This is a genomic window from Streptomyces sp. NPDC093089 (genome assembly GCF_044754405.1).
Taxonomy (GTDB): domain Bacteria; phylum Actinomycetota; class Actinomycetes; order Streptomycetales; family Streptomycetaceae; genus Streptomyces.
Map to the genome: position 1 here is coordinate 142,668 of NZ_JBIVPA010000002.1, position 16,904 is coordinate 159,571.

Annotated in this window: 13 protein-coding genes; 4 read left to right on the top strand and 9 right to left on the bottom strand. The window is 73.9% G+C overall.

Annotated features, from left to right (window positions below):
* Positions 1–31 precede the first annotated feature (31 nt).
* Positions 32–1,021 (bottom strand): hypothetical protein, encoded by a 990-nt coding sequence (locus ACIQFX_RS04195; protein WP_402458785.1) that lies wholly within the window; start codon positions 1,019–1,021, stop codon positions 32–34.
* Between the two features lie 412 nt (positions 1,022–1,433).
* Between ACIQFX_RS04195 and ACIQFX_RS04200 the strand changes: the two genes are divergently transcribed.
* The gene (locus ACIQFX_RS04200) at positions 1,434–3,155 is read left to right on the top strand and encodes a chitinase (protein ID WP_402458787.1); all 1,722 of its coding nucleotides are present in this window, start codon (positions 1,434–1,436) and stop codon (positions 3,153–3,155) included.
* A gap of 84 nt (positions 3,156–3,239) precedes the next feature.
* Here the strand turns inward: ACIQFX_RS04200 and ACIQFX_RS04205 are convergent, their stop codons facing one another.
* On the bottom strand, positions 3,240–4,889 hold the full coding sequence (locus ACIQFX_RS04205) for a serine/threonine-protein kinase (RefSeq protein ID WP_402458789.1): 1,650 nt from the start codon (positions 4,887–4,889) through the stop codon (positions 3,240–3,242).
* Between the two features lie 117 nt (positions 4,890–5,006).
* Here ACIQFX_RS04205 and ACIQFX_RS04210 point away from each other — a divergent pair, with 117 nt between their 5' ends.
* The gene (locus ACIQFX_RS04210; protein WP_402458790.1) at positions 5,007–6,362 is read left to right on the top strand and encodes a M14 family metallopeptidase; all 1,356 of its coding nucleotides are present in this window, start codon (positions 5,007–5,009) and stop codon (positions 6,360–6,362) included.
* A 68-nt stretch (positions 6,363–6,430) separates the two neighbouring features.
* Here ACIQFX_RS04210 and ACIQFX_RS04215 read toward each other — a convergent pair whose 3' ends face one another.
* The 3 genes from ACIQFX_RS04215 to ACIQFX_RS04225 are packed head-to-tail and all read right to left on the bottom strand — an operon-like array spanning position 6,431 to position 8,687.
* Positions 6,431–6,841, bottom strand: coding sequence for a RidA family protein (locus ACIQFX_RS04215; protein ID WP_402458792.1), 411 nt, complete (start codon positions 6,839–6,841; stop codon positions 6,431–6,433).
* Positions 6,838–7,611: an IclR family transcriptional regulator gene (locus tag ACIQFX_RS04220; RefSeq protein WP_402458794.1), complete on the bottom strand. Its 774-nt coding sequence runs from the start codon at positions 7,609–7,611 to the stop codon at positions 6,838–6,840. Before ACIQFX_RS04220 ends, ACIQFX_RS04215 begins: the two co-directional genes overlap by 4 nt.
* On the bottom strand, positions 7,608–8,687 hold the full coding sequence (locus ACIQFX_RS04225; RefSeq protein ID WP_402458796.1) for a sugar kinase: 1,080 nt from the start codon (positions 8,685–8,687) through the stop codon (positions 7,608–7,610). Before ACIQFX_RS04225 ends, ACIQFX_RS04220 begins: the two co-directional genes overlap by 4 nt.
* A gap of 120 nt (positions 8,688–8,807) precedes the next feature.
* On the opposite strand from ACIQFX_RS04225, the gene ACIQFX_RS04230 reads away from it, so the two are divergent.
* Positions 8,808–10,181: an amino acid deaminase gene (locus tag ACIQFX_RS04230; RefSeq protein WP_402458798.1), complete on the top strand. Its 1,374-nt coding sequence runs from the start codon at positions 8,808–8,810 to the stop codon at positions 10,179–10,181.
* Between the two features lie 17 nt (positions 10,182–10,198).
* Positions 10,199–11,797 (top strand): amidohydrolase family protein, encoded by a 1,599-nt coding sequence (locus tag ACIQFX_RS04235; protein WP_402458799.1) that lies wholly within the window; start codon positions 10,199–10,201, stop codon positions 11,795–11,797.
* A gap of 103 nt (positions 11,798–11,900) precedes the next feature.
* On the opposite strand, the gene ACIQFX_RS04240 is transcribed toward ACIQFX_RS04235, so the two are convergent.
* From ACIQFX_RS04240 to ACIQFX_RS04255, 4 genes are read right to left on the bottom strand one after another with little or no spacing between them, the layout of a single operon-like run.
* Entirely contained in the window at positions 11,901–12,326 is a 426-nt protein-coding gene (locus ACIQFX_RS04240; RefSeq protein WP_402458801.1) for a glutaredoxin domain-containing protein, read from the bottom strand.
* 11 nt (positions 12,327–12,337) lie between these two features.
* Positions 12,338–13,816 (bottom strand): polyprenol phosphomannose-dependent alpha 1,6 mannosyltransferase MptB, encoded by a 1,479-nt coding sequence (mptB, locus tag ACIQFX_RS04245; protein WP_402458803.1) that lies wholly within the window; start codon positions 13,814–13,816, stop codon positions 12,338–12,340.
* Between the two features lie 11 nt (positions 13,817–13,827).
* Positions 13,828–16,404 carry a bifunctional polysaccharide deacetylase/glycosyltransferase family 2 protein gene (locus ACIQFX_RS04250; RefSeq protein WP_402458805.1) on the bottom strand — a complete coding sequence of 859 codons (2,577 nt, stop codon included), beginning with the start codon at positions 16,402–16,404 and terminating at the stop codon, positions 13,828–13,830.
* Entirely contained in the window at positions 16,401–16,865 is a 465-nt protein-coding gene (locus tag ACIQFX_RS04255) for a hypothetical protein (RefSeq protein WP_402458807.1), read from the bottom strand. Before ACIQFX_RS04255 ends, ACIQFX_RS04250 begins: the two co-directional genes overlap by 4 nt.
* Between the last annotated feature and the right edge of the window lie 39 nt (positions 16,866–16,904).

A 16,904-nucleotide genomic window follows, 5' to 3' on the forward strand; every position in this document is an offset into this window, starting at 1 on the left:
GGGCGTGCGGGGGCGTCGCGGCGGGCGGGGTTCACGGCAGGGCGCGGGTGGGGTGCGCGGGGCCGAGGGTGGGGTGTGCGGCGGGGCCGAGGGCCGGGGCGGCGTGGGCGCCGGAGCCCAGAACGCGGACGGGCGGGCCGCCGGTGAGGGCGCCGGGGGTCCGGTTTGCGGGGGCGACTGCGCGGGGGGCCTGGTCGGGTGGGGCGAGGGGGGCGGCGCAGAAGCCGCAGCGGTCTCCGATGAGGTCCATGCCGCACCAGTGGCAGGTCTCGCGGCGGACGGAGGAGACGAGTTGGTAGAGGACGGGGAGGTCGGGGAGGTAGGCGGCGAACTCGACGAGTTTGGGGGTTCCCCACCAGCCGGGTGAGCTGTCGGGCAGGGGGGTTTCGTGGACGGGTCCGCCGATGCGCCACTGGGGTACGAGGGTGGTGGTGGGCCAGTCGGTCTGGAGGTGGCCGCGGGCGAGGAGGAGTTCGGTGGTGAACTCGGGTCCGGCGAGCGGGGTTTCGCCGCTGCCGAGGCGCACGATCTGGGGGGTGGGTCCGGCGAGGACGGCGAAGTGGGCGCCGGGGAGCCAGCTCTTGAGGTGGGAGCCGAGGCTGACGGGGACGCGGTCGAGCCGGGCGACGGAGCCGAGGACGGCGCCGGCGTAGATGTAGTGGGCGAGGAGCCGGGCGGCGGAGGCGAGGACGCCGGGGCTGAAGTCGCAGCCGGCCAGTTGCCGGAGCTGGCGGACGAGGACGGCCGTGCCGAGGGGCGGCAGGTCGGTCCTGACCAGGGCGATCCGGTCGCTTTCGAGGAGGCCGCGGACGGCGCGGAGGCGTTGCTCGACGGCGGCGGGGGCGGCGGCGGGGCAGACGACGACGACGTGTCCGTACCGGGTGAGGAGGTGCTGCATGTCGGCGACGGAGGCGTCGAGCGGGCGGTTGTCGGGGGGCGGGAGGACGGCGGCGTCCGGGGTCCCCGGGTCGGTCGGTGGCAGCACCAGGTCGGCGCCGGTGACCGCGATCGCTGTCGGCACGTCAGGCTCCCCCGTCCCCTCCGACCTCCGGCGCCCCGGGGGCCGCGGATCACTTACCGCGTTCACGGCGTCACCGCAGGGTGCGACCGTGTCTGCACCCTATCCGCGCCCCCCGGGGTGGTGAACACACAATCCGCCAAGCTGTCCCCATCAATTTGGGGTGGGGGCACGGACCCCGCCGCCCCTTCCCACCCCGGCGTTTCCCGTGGCGCGGGCGGTGGAGGGGCGGGGGTCGCCGACGCCGTCTCCTGCCAGAGGTCTTGACAACGCGATTGGTCTGGACCAGCTTGTTCCGACAGCGGTGGCCACCGTCGAACCTCCCGCACAGCCTCGTACCCCCGTACGAATCGCTGACGGATCCTCCGTACGACGACGTACGGCACCTCCACATCCCCAACTCCCCCACCGGAGGATGCACGTGGACCGCACCACCACCCGCCCGCACGGACGCCGCTGGCTCGGCGGAGCCCTCGCGCTCGCCGTCGGCTCCGGGCTCGTCCTCGTCGGCGGAGCCGGCACCGCGCAGGCGGCGGACGTCAACGTCGCCAAGAACGCCGGATTCGAGAACGGCCTGACCAACTGGGCCTGTTCCGCCGGAAGCGGCACCGCCGTCTCCTCCCCGGTCCGCACCGGTGCCGGCGCCCTCAAGGCCACCCCCGCCGGCCTCGACAACGCCAAGTGCGTGCAGACCGTGGCCGTCAAGCCCAACTCGACCTACACGCTGAGCGCCTGGGTCCAGGGCGGCTACGCGTACCTCGGTGCGAACAACACCGGGACGGGCAGCGGCTCCGTCTCCACCTGGACGCCCGACAGCCCCTCCTGGAAGCAGCTCACCACCACCTTCACCACCGGCGCGAGCACCACGTCCGTGGAGATCTACACCCACGGCTGGTACGGCACCTCCCCCTACTTCGTCGACGACGTGAGCGTCTTCGGCCCCGACGGCGGCGGCGGTCAGGACCCCGACCCGGTCGTCCCGGCCACCCCGGCCGGCCTCGCCGCCGGTTCGGTCACCACGTCCTCCGTCGCCCTGAGCTGGGGCGCGGTCTCCGGCGCCACGAGCTACAAGGTCTACCGGGACGGGTCCAACCCGCAGACGGTCACCGGCACGTCGACCACCGTCACCGGACTCACCGCCGACACCGCGTACCAGTTCCAGGTCTCCGCGGCCAACGCGGCGGGCGAGTCCGCCAAGTCCGCGGCCGTGACCGCGCGCACCCTCAAGCCCACGGACCCGGGCCCCGGCCCGGCCGTCCCGAAGCACGCCGTCACCGGCTACTGGCAGAACTTCGACAACGGCGCCGCCAAGCAGAAGCTGCGGGACGTCCAGGCGGCCTACGACATCATCGCCGTCTCGTTCGCCGACTCGACCACCACGCCCGGCCAGATCACCTTCAACCTCGACCCGGCCGTCGGCTACACCTCGGTCGCCGACTTCAAGGCCGACATCGCGGCCAAGAAGGCGGCCGGCAAGTCCGTGATCATCTCGGTCGGCGGCGAGAAGGGCAACGTCACGATCAACAGCGACGCCAGCGCCACCGCCTTCGCCGACAGCACGTACGCCCTGATGCAGGAGTACGGCTTCAACGGCGTCGACATCGACCTCGAACACGGCATCAACTCCACGTACCTCACCAAGGCGCTGCGCCAGCTCTCCGCCAAGGCGGGGTCGAGCCTGGTGATCACGATGGCCCCGCAGACCATCGACATGCAGTCCACCGGCACGGAGTACTTCAAGACCGCGCTCGCCGTGAAGGACATCCTCACGGTCGTCAACACCCAGTACTACAACAGCGGTTCGATGCTCGGCTGCGACGGCAAGGTCTACAGCCAGGGTTCGGTGGACTTCCTCACCGCGCTCGCCTGCATCCAGATCCAGGGCGGCCTCGCCCCCTCGCAGGTCGGCCTCGGCGTCCCCGCCTCCACCCGCGGCGCGGGCAGCGGCTACGTCGACCCGCAGGTCGTGAAGAACGCGCTCGACTGCCTCACCAAGCTCACCGGCTGCGGCACCTTCAAGCCCGCCCAGGCCTGGCCCACCCTCCGCGGCGCCATGACCTGGTCGACCAACTGGGACGCGACGGCCGGCAACGCCTGGTCGAACGCGGTCGGCCCGCACGTCCACAACCTGCCGTAACGACAGGGCCCCGCACGCGCAGCGCCGCCGCTCCCCCGGCGGCGCTGTCGCCGTTTCCCGCCCCGCCACTCCCCCGTACGCGGATCAGCGGGGCGGCAGGTAATGGGCCAGGACCGCGGCGAGCCGGGCGGCCCACTCGTCGACCCTGACGGCACGGCGCCCGTCGAGCTCGCAGGCGTACACGCCGCCGCCCAGGTGCGGGGCCAGGGACACGGCGACCCGCAGCCCCCGGCCGCGCCGGGTCGGCCAGTACTCCACCCCCACGATCTCCGCCCAGGTGAACGCCGCCTCCTCGCCGTACAACTGGAGGTGCACCCCACCGCCGTCCACCACGATCCCGGACGCCCGGTCCGCCGCCACGAAATCGGGCCCGGCCTGCGGCGGCCCGGCCGGCGGAGGCGGCGCGGCGAACCCCTGCCCGTGCTGTACGCCCAACACCCCGGGATCCAGCGGCTGCGCGGGCCCGAAACCGGGGGGCGGTACGGGTGCGGGGGTCACGGGTCCGGGGGTCACGGGTCCGGGGGTCACGGGTGCGGGGGTCACGGGTCCGGGGGTCACGGGTCCGGGGGTCACAGCTCCGGGCGGTGTCCCCGGCCCGGACGGCGCCAGGGACCCGGGCAGCGGTACGGACCCGGGCGGCGGTCCCCAACCCGGCGCCGGGGCCTGGACGGGGGCCTGGGCCTGGACCGGGGCCGGGGCCGGGACGGGGGCCGGGGCCTGGACCGGGGCCGGGGCCTGCACCTGGGCCGGGGCCTGCACCTGGGCCTGCACCGGCGCCACCTGGACCGGGGGCTGAGCCTGAGCCTGGACCGGCGTCTGACCCTGCCCCGGCGTCCGACCCGACGTCCGACCCGGCACCTGGACCGGCACCGAGTCCTGCCCCGGCACCGGAACCGCCGCGGCCTGCGACGCCGCCTGCGACGCAAGGTCCGTCCCCATCCCCATCCCCGTCCCCCGGCCGCCGTCTCCGAGCGCGTCCAGGATCTCGTCCGGGGTGGGACGTTCGTACGGGTTCTTGGCGAGGCAGCGGCCGACGAGGTCGCGGAGGGCCTCGGGGACGGTGGCGAGGTCGGGGGCCTCGTGCACGGACCGGTACATGAGCCCCATCGGGGTGCCGTCGCCGAAGGGGCGCCCGCCGGTCGCGGCGACGAGGACGGCGCCGAGGGCGAACACGTCGGCGGCGCCCGTCACCTCCTCGCCGAGGGCCTGTTCGGGGGCGAGGTAGCCGGGGGTGCCGAAGGCGTTGCCGGTGGCGGTGAGCCGGGTGGACTCCAGGGCGCGGGCGATGCCGAAGTCGAGGACGCGGGGGCCGTCGGGGGCCATCACGATGTTGCCGGGCTTGAGGTCGCGGTGGACGAGCCCGCAGGCGTGGATGGCCTCCAGGGCCTCGGCGAGCGCGGCGCCGAGCGCGCGCAGCCGGTCCTCGCCCATCGGGCCCTCGGCGGTGAGGAGTCCGGAGAGAGTGGGGCCGGGGATGTAGGCGGTGGCGAGCCAGGGCGCCTCGGCGTCCGGGTCGGCGTCGACGACCTGCGCCGTGTGGAAGCCGCCGACCTGCCGGGCGGCGGCGACCTCGGCGCGGAAGCGGGCGCGGAAGGAAGGGTCGGAGGCGAGTTCCGGCCGCGCGACCTTGACGGCGACGGCGCGCCCGCCGCGCGATCGGGCGAGATAGACGGTGCCCATGCCGCCTTCGCCTAGCTTGTGCTCGATGACGTATCTACCGATGAGGGTCCCCACTCGGGACAGTATGGCCGAACTCACCACCTTGACCGGTCCATGACACGGCCTCACCATGTGCCCGGACACCCGCACGAGTTTGTCGCACTCCCCCACACTCCCCACCCAGGAGACAGCATGCGACGTCCCACCCGCGGCAGAAGGTCCGCCACCCTCGCGGCCCTCGTGGCGCTCGCCCTCGCGGCGCCCCTCTCCGCCCTCTCCACGCCCGCCGGGGCCGACCCGGCACCGACCGCCGCCCGCATCGCCTCGGGCGCCGAGGAGGTGATCCGGCAGTACGAGATCGCCGGACCCTCCACCGTCGCCGCCCGCACCGCGCTGACCGCCACCGGGGTCTCGATCGACGAGGTCGACGCCCGCGCGGTCGTCGTCAGCGCGAACACCGAGCAGCTCGCCCGGCTCAAGGCGCTCGGCCACAAGCCGGTCGCCCTGCCCGGGCCGCCGAACCGGAAGACCGCCGAGGACCAGCGGATCGGCCCGCTCGACTTCCCCTCCGCCGACGCGAAGTACCACAACTTCGCGGAGATGAACGCGGAGATCGACCAGCGCCTCGCCGCCTACCCGTCGATCATGCGCAAGCAGGTGATCGGGAAGTCGTACCAGGGCCGGGACATCGTCGCCATCAAGATCAGCGACAACGTCGCCACCGACGAGAACGAGCCCGAGGTCCTCTTCACCCACCACCAGCACGCCCGCGAGCACCTCACCGTCGAGATGGCGCTGTACCTGCTGCGCGAGCTCGGCGCGGGCTACGGCACCGACTCCCGGATCACCAACGCGGTGAACGGGCGCGAGATCTGGATCGTCCCGGACCTCAACCCCGACGGCGGCGAGTACGACATCGCCTCCGGCTCCTACCGCAGCTGGCGCAAGAACCGCCAGCCCAACTCCGGCTCCTCGTACATCGGTACGGACATGAACCGGAACTGGAACTACAAGTGGGGCTGCTGCGGCGGCTCCTCCGGTTCCAAGAGCTCCGAGACCTACCGCGGAACCGCCCCCGAGTCCGCCCCCGAGGTCAAGGTCGTCGCCGACTTCGTCCGCTCCCGGGTGGTCGGCGGCAAGCAGCAGATCACCGCGGCCATCGACTTCCACACCTACAGCGAACTGGTCCTCTGGCCCTTCGGCTGGACCACCGCCAACACCACCACCGGCATGACCCAGGACGACCGCGACGCCTTCGCCACCGTCGGCGGCAAGATGGCCGCGAGCAACGGCTACACCCCCGAGCAGTCCAGCGACCTCTACATCACCGACGGCTCGATCGACGACTACCTCTGGGGCGTCCACCGCATCTTCGGCTACACCTTCGAGATGTACCCGGCCTCCTCCTCCGGCGGCGGCTTCTACCCCCCCGACGAGGTCATCGAGCGCGAGACCTCCCGCAACCGCGACGCCGTCCTCCAACTCCTGGAGAACGCAGATTGCATGTACCGCTCCATCGGCAAGCAGTCCCAGTACTGCACCGCCTGACACTCCGTGCGCGACGGGCGCCCCGGCGGACCCACCGCCGGGGCGCCCCGTCGCGCCGGGCCCAGCCCTCAGCCGAGGACGGCCAGGGCGTCGATCTCGATGAGGAGGCCGGCGGGGAGGCCGACGTAGACGGTGGTGCGGGCGGAGGCGGGGGCCTTGAGGGCCTGGTCCTCGAAGTACTGGTTGTAGATCGCGTTCATCTCGGCGAAGTGGTCGACGTCGGTGAGGTAGACGCGCATCATCATGACGTCGTCCCAGGTGGCGCCGCCCTCCTCCAGGATGGCCTTGACGTTGGCGAAGGTCTGGAGGGTCTGCTCGCGGAGGGTCGGGCCGGCGACGGTGGGCGCCTGGCCCTCGACGGCGGGGAGGAAGCCGACCTGGCCGGCGACCTGGAGGATGTTCCCCTTCCTGACGCCGTGCGAGAAGCGGGCGGGCGGGGCGGTGTGGGTGGCGGGGGTGAGGGCGGTCTTCTCGGTCATGCGGTCGGTTCCTCTGTTTCCTTCGTCGGGGCGGTGCCGGAGTACTCGCGGCTGATGGCGTCCGCGGTGCGGCGCACCTGCGGGAGGAGTGCGAGGAGTTCCTCGGCCGTGACGACCACGTTGGGCGCCGAGACCGACATGGCGGCGACGACCCGGCCGTCGGCGCCGCGGATGGGCGCGCCGACGCAGTTGATGGACTCCTCGTGGCCGCCGAGGTCGGTGGCCCAGCCCTGTTCGCGCACGGTCGCCAGCTCCTTGAGGAAGGCGGCGGCGTTCGGGGTCGAACGGGGGGTGTACGGGGGGTAGTCGAGCTTGGCGGCGACGGCACGGCGCTCCGCCTCGGGCAGGTCGGCGAGGAGCAGTTTCGCGACGGCGGCGACGGTGATCGCGACGGGCTTGCCGATGCGCGAGTACATGCGGACCGGGTAGCGGCTCTCGACCTTGTCGATGTAGAGGACCTCCCCCTCCTCGTACACGGCGAGGTGGACGGTGTGCCCGATGCGCTCGTTGAGGGCGGCGAGGTAGGGGTGGGCGATGTCGCGGATGTCGAGGTTCTCGACGGCCTCCTGCGCGAGGGCGAAGAGGCGGGCGCCGAGGCGGTAGCGCTGGTCCTGCTGCCGGTGGACGAGGCCGTGCTCGTGGAGGGTGCGCAGCAGGCGCAGGGCCGTGGACTTGTGGACGCCGAGCCGTTCGGCGACCTGCCCGAGGTCGGCGGGGCCCTGGGCGAGCAGCGGCAGGATGCTGAGCGCCCGGTCGACGGTCTGGCTCATGGCGTGCGTACCTCCTGGTCGTCCCCCGTCCGGCCGGGGCCCTGCTGGTCGGCCCCGGTCCAGCCGGGGCCGAGGTGAAGTGTCTCCCAGGCGGCGGTGTCGAGCGCGGCCAGCCGGTCGGCGTGGGCGCGGCGGGGCGGCGGGGCCAGGTCGCCGGGGGCGGTGAGGGCGGCGGCGGCCATGAGGTGGCCGTGCCGGAGCCGGGTCGGCAGGTCGAGGCCGCGGAGGGTGGCGGAGAGGAAGCCGGCGGCGAAGGCGTCGCCGGCGCCGACGGTGGAGACGACGTCGACGCGGGGCGGGCGCTGGAGGTGTCCCGTGCCGTCGGCGTCCTCGTCGTCCGGGCAGGCGCCGGGGCGGCGGTCGGAGACGTGGGCGCCGCCCTTGCCGAGTTTGAGGACGACCGTCCCGGGTCCGTCGATGAGCTCGGTGACGGCCCGGATGCCTTTGAGGCCCCACAGCGCCTCGGCCTCGTCGGCGCCCACGAAGACCAGGTCGGCGCGGCGGGCGAGTTCGAGGAGGACCTCGGGGGCGCTGCCGTCGCGCCACAGGGCCGGCCGGTGGTTGACGTCGAAGGAGACGAGCGGGCGGCCGGGGCGGGGGGCGGTGAGGTCCCGGAGGAGGGCGAGGCAGTCCGCGGAGAGGGCGGCGGTGATGCCGGTGAGGTGGAGGACGTGGGCGCCGGCGACGGAGTCGTACGGGACGGTGGCGGGTGACATGGCCGAGGCGGCCGATCCGGCCCGGTAGTAGACGACCTCGTGGGCGTCGGTGGCGCGGTCCGCGTCGGTGCGGAAGTAGACGCCGGTCGGCCGGTGCGGGTCGCGGCCGACGGCGGTGACGTCGACGCCGTGGCGGGCGATGGTCTCGACGAGGTGGTCGCCGAAGCCGTCGCGGCCGACCCGGCCGACCCATCGGGTGCGGTGTCCGGCGGCGGCGAGGGCGCAGGCGACGTTGGACTCGGCGCCGCCGATCGCGCGGGTGAAGGAGGGGACGTCGGCGAGGCGGCCCGGCCTGGAGGGGAGGAAGGTGACCATGGACTCGCCGAGGCAGACGACCTCGGGGGGCGCGTGTCCGCTCACTCTCGGGCTCCCTGGGACTCCTACGGGTCCATTGACCCGGCCTTGGCCCGGATGTTAGACAGCCTTGAGCACAGTGCGCAATGAGCGTTGCATTCTGCGCAACGACCACGAGGAGGCCTCATGCCCGACGCGGCGAACGAGACGAAGCCCGACCCGGCGACGGCGACTGCGGCGACTGCGGCGACTGCTGGAAAGTCGACTGCGAAGTCGACGGCGAAGCCCGACCCGTCCGCCGAGCGCGTCGACGACCGCTTCAAGGGCCTTCCCCCGGACGCCGAGGGCCTGACCGTGGGCGAGCTCGCCGCCCAGCGGCGCGACCTGTTCACCGGCGGCTTCACCACACCCGTCCTCGCCCTCTCCGCGGAGTCCGTCGAGCACAACCTGCGCCTCCTGGAGCTGTACGCGGAACGGCACGGCCTCGCCTTCGCGCCGCACGGCAAGACGTCCATGGCCCCGCAGCTCTTCGACCGGCAGATGGAGTACGGCGCCTGGGGCATCACCGCCGCCGTGCCCCACCAGGCCCGCGTCTACCGCGCCCACGGCATCTCCCGGATCTTCCTCGCCAACGAGCTCGTGGACGCCGTCGCCCTGCGCTGGCTCGCCGCCGAACTCGACGCCGACCCCGACCTCCGCTTCGTCTGCTACGTCGACTCCGTGCGCGGCGTCGAGCTGATGGACGAGGCCCTGCGCGCCGCCGGCGCCGGCCGCCCGGTGGACGTCGTCGTCGAACTGGGCGCCGGCGAGGGGGCCCGTACCGGCGTCCGCACGGAGGCCGAGTGCGCCGCCGTCGCCGACGCGGTCGGCGCCACCACCACGCTCCGCCTGGTCGGCGTCGCCGGGTACGAGGGTGAGGTCCCGGACGCCACGCCCGAGCGGGTCGACGCCTGGCTGCGCCGGCTGACCGCGCTCGCCGTCGAGTTCGACAAGGCGGGCCGGTTCCGCGGACCGGACGGCGGCGGCGTCGAGGAGATCATCGTGAGCGCGGGCGGCAGCGCCTGGTTCGACACGGTCGCCGACGTCTTCGCCGAGCTCCCCGAACTGTCCCTGCCCACCCTGAAGCTGCTCCGCTCGGGCGCGTACGTCTCGCACGACGACGGCCAGTACCGCAACCTGACCCCCTTCAACCGGGTCCCCGAGGAGGGCGCGCTCCAGCCCGCGTTCCGGCTGTGGTCGCAGGTCGTGTCCCGTCCCACCGACGAGCAGGCCTTCACCAACGCGGGCAAGCGCGACGCCGCCCACGACCTGCACCTTCCCGAGGCGCAGGTGGTCCGCGACGCCCGCACGGGCGAGATCCGCCCCGCCGAGGGCATCACCGTCACGAAGCTCTCCGACCAGCACGCCTGGCTCCGCACCGAACCCGGGGCGGACGTCGAGGTCGGCGACTGGGTGGGCATGGGCCTGTCGCACCCCTGCACCTCCTTCGACAAGTGGCAGCTCATCCCGCTCGTCGAGGCGGACGGCACGGTCGTCGACTACGTCCGCACCTACTTCTAGGAGCCGGGAGCCCAGCCATGGAACTCGTCATCCGCGACGCGGAGGTCGTCGACGGCAGCGGCGGCCCCTCCTACCGGGCCGACGTGGCGATCGACCGCGGCCGCATCGCCGCGATCGTCAAGGAGGGCGCGGCCGCCGGCTGCCAGCGCCCCACCGGCCGCCGCGTCCTGGACGCCGAGGGCCTCGTCCTCTCCCCCGGCTTCGTCGACATGCACGCCCACAGCGACCTCGCGCTGCTCCGCGACCCGGACCACAGCGCGAAGGCCGCGCAGGGCGTCACCCTCGAGGTCCTGGGCCAGGACGGCCTGTCGTACGCCCCCGTCGACGACCGGACGCTCGCGGAGGTACGGCGGGCCATCACCGGCTGGAACGGCGACGGGTCCGACCTCGAACTCGACTGGCGCACGGTCGGCGAGTACCTGGACCGCCTCGACGGGGCCCACGGGGGTCGGGGGATCGCGGTCAACGCCGCGTACCTCGTCCCCCAGGGCACGGTCCGGATGTACGCGATGGGCTGGGAGGACCGCCCCGCGACCGAGGCCGAGCTCGACCGGATGCGCGGGCTCGTCGCGGAGGGCCTCGAACAGGGCGCGGTCGGCATGTCCTCCGGCCTCACCTACACCCCCGGCATGTACGCGCCGGACTCCGAGCTCACCGAACTCTGCCGCGTCGTGGCCCGGTACGGCGGCTACTACTGCCCGCACCACCGCTCGTACGGCGCCGGCGCGCTCCGGGCGTACGAGGAGATGGTCGCCCTCACCCGGGAGGCGGGCTGCCCCCTCCACCTCGCCCACGCCACCATGAACTTCGGCGTCAACGAGGGCCGGGCGCCCGAACTGCTGGCCCTCCTCGACGAGGCCCTCGACGCCGGCGCGGACATCAGCCTCGACACGTACCCGTACACCCCCGGTTGCACGACCCTCGTCGCCCTCCTCCCCGGCTGGGCGAGCGAAGGCGGCCCCGAGGCCGTCCTCGCCCGCCTCGGGGACGACACGGCCGCGGAACGCATCCGCCACCACCTGGAGGAACTCGGCTCGGACGGCTGCCACGGCGTGCCGGTCGACTGGGACACCGTCGAGATCTCCGGCGTCGCCGACCCCGCCCTCGCGGACCACGTCGGCCGCCGCGTCGACTCCTGGGCCACCGCCCGCCGCCTCCTGATCGACGACCGGCTCGGCACCACGATCCTCCAGCACGTCGGCCACGAGGAGAACGTCCGGGCGATCATGCGCCACCGCGTCCACACCGGCGGCTCCGACGGCATCCTCCAGGGCCTCAAGCCCCACCCCCGCGCCTACGGCACCTTCCCCGAGTACCTCGGCCGCTACGTCCGCGACCTCGGCGTCCTCTCCCTGGAGGAATGCGTCGCCCACCTCACCTCCCGCCCCGCCGCCCGCCTCCGCCTCCCCGACCGCGGCCTCGTCCGCGAGCACTACCGCGCCGACCTCGTCCTCTTCGACCCCGCCACCATCGCCTCCCGCGCCACCTACGCCTCCCCCCGCACCCTCCCCACCGGCATCCCCCACGTCCTCATCGACGGCCAGTTCGTCATCGAGGACCACACCCGCACCAGCACCCTCGCCGGCCGCGCCATCCGCCGAACCCCAGCGCCCTGATCCCTCCCGTAGCGGGCAACCGCTCCTCCCCCAGACTCCGTCCGGGGGGGGACCCCCAGGCGGAACGGGTGGTCACAACGGAACGGCGTCCGCGCCCCGGCCCCTAAAGCCGCGCCCGCACCCAAGCAGGATCCGGATTCACCCGGACCTCCGACCCGACCACCACCGTCGGCACCGTCTCATCCCCACCAGTGACCCCCCGCACCACCGCCGCCCCCTCCGCATCCCGCCAGATGTTCACCCAGTACGCCCTCCGCCCCCGCACCCCGAGCCTCACCCGCAGCCGCAGGCAGTACGCGCAGCCCGGCCGCCAGTAGACGACCGGCCGCCCGTCGACCGCCGCCCGCAGCGCCGCCTCCGCCGCCCCGACGGACCGGGGAAACACCAGTGGCGAGGCCACGCACGCGAGCAGCGCGAACAGCAGGAAGAAGCCGGCGGCCCCACCGGGGCTCCCGTCGAGGGCCTTCCCGGTCGCGACGAGCACACCACAGACCACCAGCAGCACCGGGAGGATCCACACACGCGTCATGCCGCCGGACGCTACCGGGACCGCACGCCCTCGGGACACGCCCCCGCACCCACCGCCCCGCCCGCCGGCCACGGCTCCCGCCGCATCCACGCCAGCCCGAGCACGAGCACGCCGGCGGCGATCACGAACCCGTACCAGGGCGTGTGGCCCGACGGCGCCGTCTCGTACGCGAGCGCCGCGGAGAGGACGGCGAGGACCTGCCCCGCCCGGCTGTGCCAGGCGACCGCGGCGACGACGACGGTGCCCCACAGCAGGTACCAGGGCTGGACCATGGGCGAGAGCGCGACCAGGGCGACGAGGGAGAGACCGAGCCCGAGGACGGGGTCGATCCGGCCGCACCGGGCCCGCCAGGCGAGCGCGGCGATGATCGCGAGGGCCGCGAGCAGGCCGAGCTTCTGCACGACGGCCTTGACGGGGTCGGGGTCGTCGGCGAGGAGCGTGCCGAGGGCGAGGCCGAGGTCGCTGGTGAGGGAGAGCGGGGTGTGAATGGCCCCGGCGACGCTCTGGGTGCGGAGCCAGCCGAACCCGGTCCCGGCCGCGAGGGTCGCCCCGGCGGCCACGCCGCCCGCGACGAGCCCCGGCAGGACGAGGCCCTTCACGACACCGCGTACGCCCCCGTCCCGGCGCGCGATCATGACGCCGATGAAGAGCAGCGCGACCGCCGCCGGCGACTTGACCATCATCGCGAGGCCGACCAGGACGCAGCCGAACACCCACCGCCCGCGCACGGCGAGCAGCACTCCGCTCAGCATGAGCCCGATCATCAGGCCGTCGTTGTGCACGCCACCGACGACGTGCACGAGCAGCAGCGGGTTGAGCACGGCCAGCCACAACGCCCCACCGGAACCGTCGGCCCCACCGGAACCGCCAGCCGCACCAGCCCCGCCGCCCCCACCAGCCCTGTCCGCCAGCCCCCGTACCGCCCAGACGATCAGCGCGAGCGCGCCGAGCGCGACGAGCCGCGTCCCGAGGACGGCGGGCACGATCGCCCCGCCGGTCAACTCGACCACGGCCTCGGCGAGGAGGAGGAAGACGGGCCCGTACGGCGCGGGGGTGTCGGTCCAGTTCCCGCCGACGCTCGCCGCGGCGTCGGCGCCGAGGTCGCCGGGGGCGAGGACGGACGGCCCGGCGCCGTAGACGTCGTGTCCTTCGAGGACCATCCCGCCCTGGGCGATGTAGCTGTACACGTCCGCGCTGTGCAGCGGCGGGGCGAGGAGCAGCGGTGCGGCCCAGCAGCAGAGGGTGGCGAGCACCCGGTCCCGTGCGCCCCGGGCGAGCAGCACCCCGTACCGCCACCAGGCGGCGACCAGCAGGGTCAGGCCGAGGTAGGCGAGGACGGCGCCGGCCGTGGCGAGGGCGGTGTCGCGCGACTGCCACAGCGGGCCGCCGCCGAGCACGGGAAGCGCGCCGGCCGCGTATCCGCCGACGGCGACGGCGAGCGACCCGGCCGCACCCAGCCACCGGCATCCGGAGGCACTGAGAACCCACATGACGTGCCAACCTATCCCGCCGTGGAGTGCTCCACGGCGGCCGTACGGTCGAGCGTCTCGGTCGCGGTGCCCGTGCGCTGCATCCGGTGCCAGCGAAGCCGGCTGCCGAGGAGCGCCGTGACCACGGACTGGACGACGACCAGGTACATCAGCTGGCGGTAGACCACGATCTGCAAGGGCAGGGTCCAGATCGGCTCGAACCGTTCGCGATCCAGGCGGAGCGCGTACACGGCCGTGCCGACCTGTACCGCCGTGAAGCCGAGCCACACGCCCAGGGCCTGTCCGGGCTCCTGGAAGAGCAGCCCGTAGACGGCGAAGACGTCGACCAGCGGGGCGAGCAGGGGCAGCACGGTCTGGAAGAGCAGCAGGTAGAGGAGGCCGCGGCGGCCGAGCTTGCCGGACTGGCCGCCCTCGACGACCGCCCTGCGGTGCTTCCACATCGCCTGGAGGGTGCCGTAGCACCACCGGTAGCGCTGCTTCCACAGCTGCCGGACCGTGGCGGGGGCCTCGGTCCAGGCGATGGCGGACTCCTCGTAGACGACGCGCCAGCCGGCCCGGCACAGCGCCATCGTGAGGTCCGTGTCCTCGGCGAGCGTGTCCTCGCTGACCCCGCCGACACCGGCCAGCGCGTCCCTGCGGAAGGCGCCGATGGCACCCGGGACGGTGGGCATGCACTCCAGGACGTCGTACATGCGCCGGTCGAGGTTGAAGCCGATCACGTACTCGAGGTGCTGCCACCGGCCCAGGACGCCCTGCCGGTTGCCGACCTTGGTGTTGCCGCTGACGGCGCCGACGCGGGGGTCCGCGAGCGGCTGGACCAGGCGGCGGACGGCGTCGGGCTCGAAGACGGTGTCGCCGTCGATCATCACGATGACGTCGTGGTGGGCCCAGGCGAGGCCGGTGTTGAGGGCGGCGGCCTTGCCCGCGTTGGGCTGTCGCACCACCATCACCCGCGGATCGTCGATGGACTCGGCGATCTCGAACGTGCGGTCGGACGAACCGTCGTCGATGACGACGACCTGGATCTCCTCGTACGTCGATGCGAGCAGGGAGCGGACCGTCGCCTCGATCCCCGCCTCCTCGTTGTACGCGGGCACGAGGATCGAGACCGGCTCGGTGACGGGAGGCAGCCGGGGTGCGCCGCGGCGGCGCCGGGAGCGGGTGCGGCGGACGTGGACGCGGGCGACGCCGAGGAGGAGCACGAGCCGGACCGCGGTGATGACGCCGGCCACGACGAGCAGCCAGTTCATGGCGTCGGCGAAGGCGCGGGAGCCGTTCTGCGCCTGGACGAAGGCGGCGCCCTTCCATTCGGCGAGCGTCGAGACGTGGTACGTGGTGTCGGTGAGGCCGAGGGCCTCGCCGACCGAGGTGTGGCGGGTGGTGCCGCCGGCGCGCGCGAGGAGTTCCCCGGTCTCGTCGACGGCCTGCGGGGAGCCGGTGAGCTGGAGGACGGACTTCCCGTCTGAGGCCACGAGGACGTAGCCGGCCCGCGCGGCGCGCTGCCCGGCCTCCCACTGGCCCTCGCAGAGCGTGGCGAGCCCGGTGGTGTGGGGCAGCCGCAGCAGACGGGTGCCGAGGCCGGTGCTCGCGGCGAGCGCGTTCTGGGCGAAGGACAGCTCCAGGTCGGCACGGGTGGCCGAGACCTGGGCGAGGTCGATGTCGGTGTACGTGTGCGAGCCGAGCTCGTGGCCTTCGGTGACGATGCGCCGGACGAGGTCGGGGTGGGCCGCGGCCTCGGAGCCGGTCAGGAAGAACGTCGCCTTCGCGTGCCCGGCCGCGAGGACGTCGAGGAGGCGCGGGGTCCACTCCGGGCTCGGCCCGCCGTCGTAGGTGAGTGCCACGGTGCCGTCGGGCGGGGTGGCACTTCGCACGATGCCGTTCCGGTCCACCTGGACGACGGGCCCTTCGCCCCGCGTCTCGGGTGCGGTCGGGCAGTGCGCCTGCGGCGCGCCGGTGGCGGCTATGTCGTGGCGCCCGTAGCCGGCGAAGACGAGGGCCGTGGCGGCCACGAGCAGGATCAGGCAGAGCATCGCCCAGTGGGCGCGGGGGTCCTTGCGCAGCGCGTGCCGCGTGCGGGGGCCGCCGGACGGGCCGGAGGGGGCCGCCGCGGCGGGACGGACCCGCGGGGCGGGGCCCTCGTGGGCCTCGTGTCCGCCCGTCACCGGATGCGCCGTGTACGGGTCGTCGTGAGGGGCGGGATACGGCTCCGGGGCCGCGAACGCGTCACCCCGCTCGTACGTGTACGCCGGGCCGGGCTCCCCCGGGTGGACGAGGTGTCCGGGCTGGAGGGGGCGGACCGGCTGAACCGGCTGCTCGTAGGCGTAGGCGTAGCCGTCGCCGTACCCGTACGCCTGCTCTCCGTCCTGGGGAGCCGGATGCCCGGGGCCCTGTTGTCCGTGGCCGCCGTACCCGTACGCCTGCTCTCCGTCCTGGGGAGCCGGATACCCGGGGCCCTGTTGTCCGTGGCCGCCGTAGCCGGACCCTGTGTACCCGGGCCCTTCGAAACCCGGTCCTCCGTGTCCGCGGCCGTGGTGTCCGTGGTGTCCGTGGTCGTCGTACCCGTGACCGTCGTGTGCGCCGCCGGTCACTTGGGTCGCTTCGTGGCGCCGGGCGCCTCGTCGGCCTTGCCGGGGCCGTCGCCGGAGTTGCCCCCGCCCGTGCCGGACGTGGCCGTCGGCCCGGGGGCCACCGTGGTGGTGGAGGTGCCGCTCGTCGGAGTCGGGCGCGTGGTCGTCGTCTCGGCCGAGGGCGTCGCCTCGGCCGGAGCGTCGGAGGCCCGGGCGGTGGGGCCCGGGGTGGCCGTGCGCTGCGGCGTGCCGTCCGGGTCCCCGGACTCCGTGGACTCCGGCTGGATGAGCGCCGGGGCGTCCCGCTTCTCGTCGTCCGCCCAGGGGAGGGGGCCTCCCGTGGGGCCGGCACCGAAGGATCCGGCGACGACGACGGCGAGGAAGCCGAGGCACGCGACGCCCACTCCGGCAGTCGCCCACCGCACCGTGCGGCCACGTCGCCCCGAAGCATCGACGAAGACGCTGTTGTCCTGGTGGCTCATGTGCGCGCATTGTAGGGAGCACGACACCGTAGTGCGAGT

What these genes read in the sequence shown, in the direction of transcription:
- ACIQFX_RS04210 (WP_402458790.1), top strand. Translation starts at nt 5,007, where the DNA reads ATGCGACGTCCCACCCGCGGCAGAAGGTCCGCCACCCTCGCGGCCCTC.
- ACIQFX_RS04215 (WP_402458792.1), bottom strand. Translation starts at nt 6,841, where the DNA reads ATGACCGAGAAGACCGCCCTCACCCCCGCCACCCACACCGCCCCGCCC.
- ACIQFX_RS04220 (WP_402458794.1), bottom strand. Translation starts at nt 7,611, where the DNA reads ATGAGCCAGACCGTCGACCGGGCGCTCAGCATCCTGCCGCTGCTCGCC.
- ACIQFX_RS04200 (WP_402458787.1), top strand. Translation starts at nt 1,434, where the DNA reads ATGCACGTGGACCGCACCACCACCCGCCCGCACGGACGCCGCTGGCTC.
- mptB (WP_402458803.1), bottom strand. Translation starts at nt 13,816, where the DNA reads ATGTGGGTTCTCAGTGCCTCCGGATGCCGGTGGCTGGGTGCGGCCGGG.
- ACIQFX_RS04240 (WP_402458801.1), bottom strand. Translation starts at nt 12,326, where the DNA reads ATGACGCGTGTGTGGATCCTCCCGGTGCTGCTGGTGGTCTGTGGTGTG.
- ACIQFX_RS04230 (WP_402458798.1), top strand. Translation starts at nt 8,808, where the DNA reads ATGCCCGACGCGGCGAACGAGACGAAGCCCGACCCGGCGACGGCGACT.
- ACIQFX_RS04255 (WP_402458807.1), bottom strand. Translation starts at nt 16,865, where the DNA reads ATGAGCCACCAGGACAACAGCGTCTTCGTCGATGCTTCGGGGCGACGT.
- ACIQFX_RS04235 (WP_402458799.1), top strand. Translation starts at nt 10,199, where the DNA reads ATGGAACTCGTCATCCGCGACGCGGAGGTCGTCGACGGCAGCGGCGGC.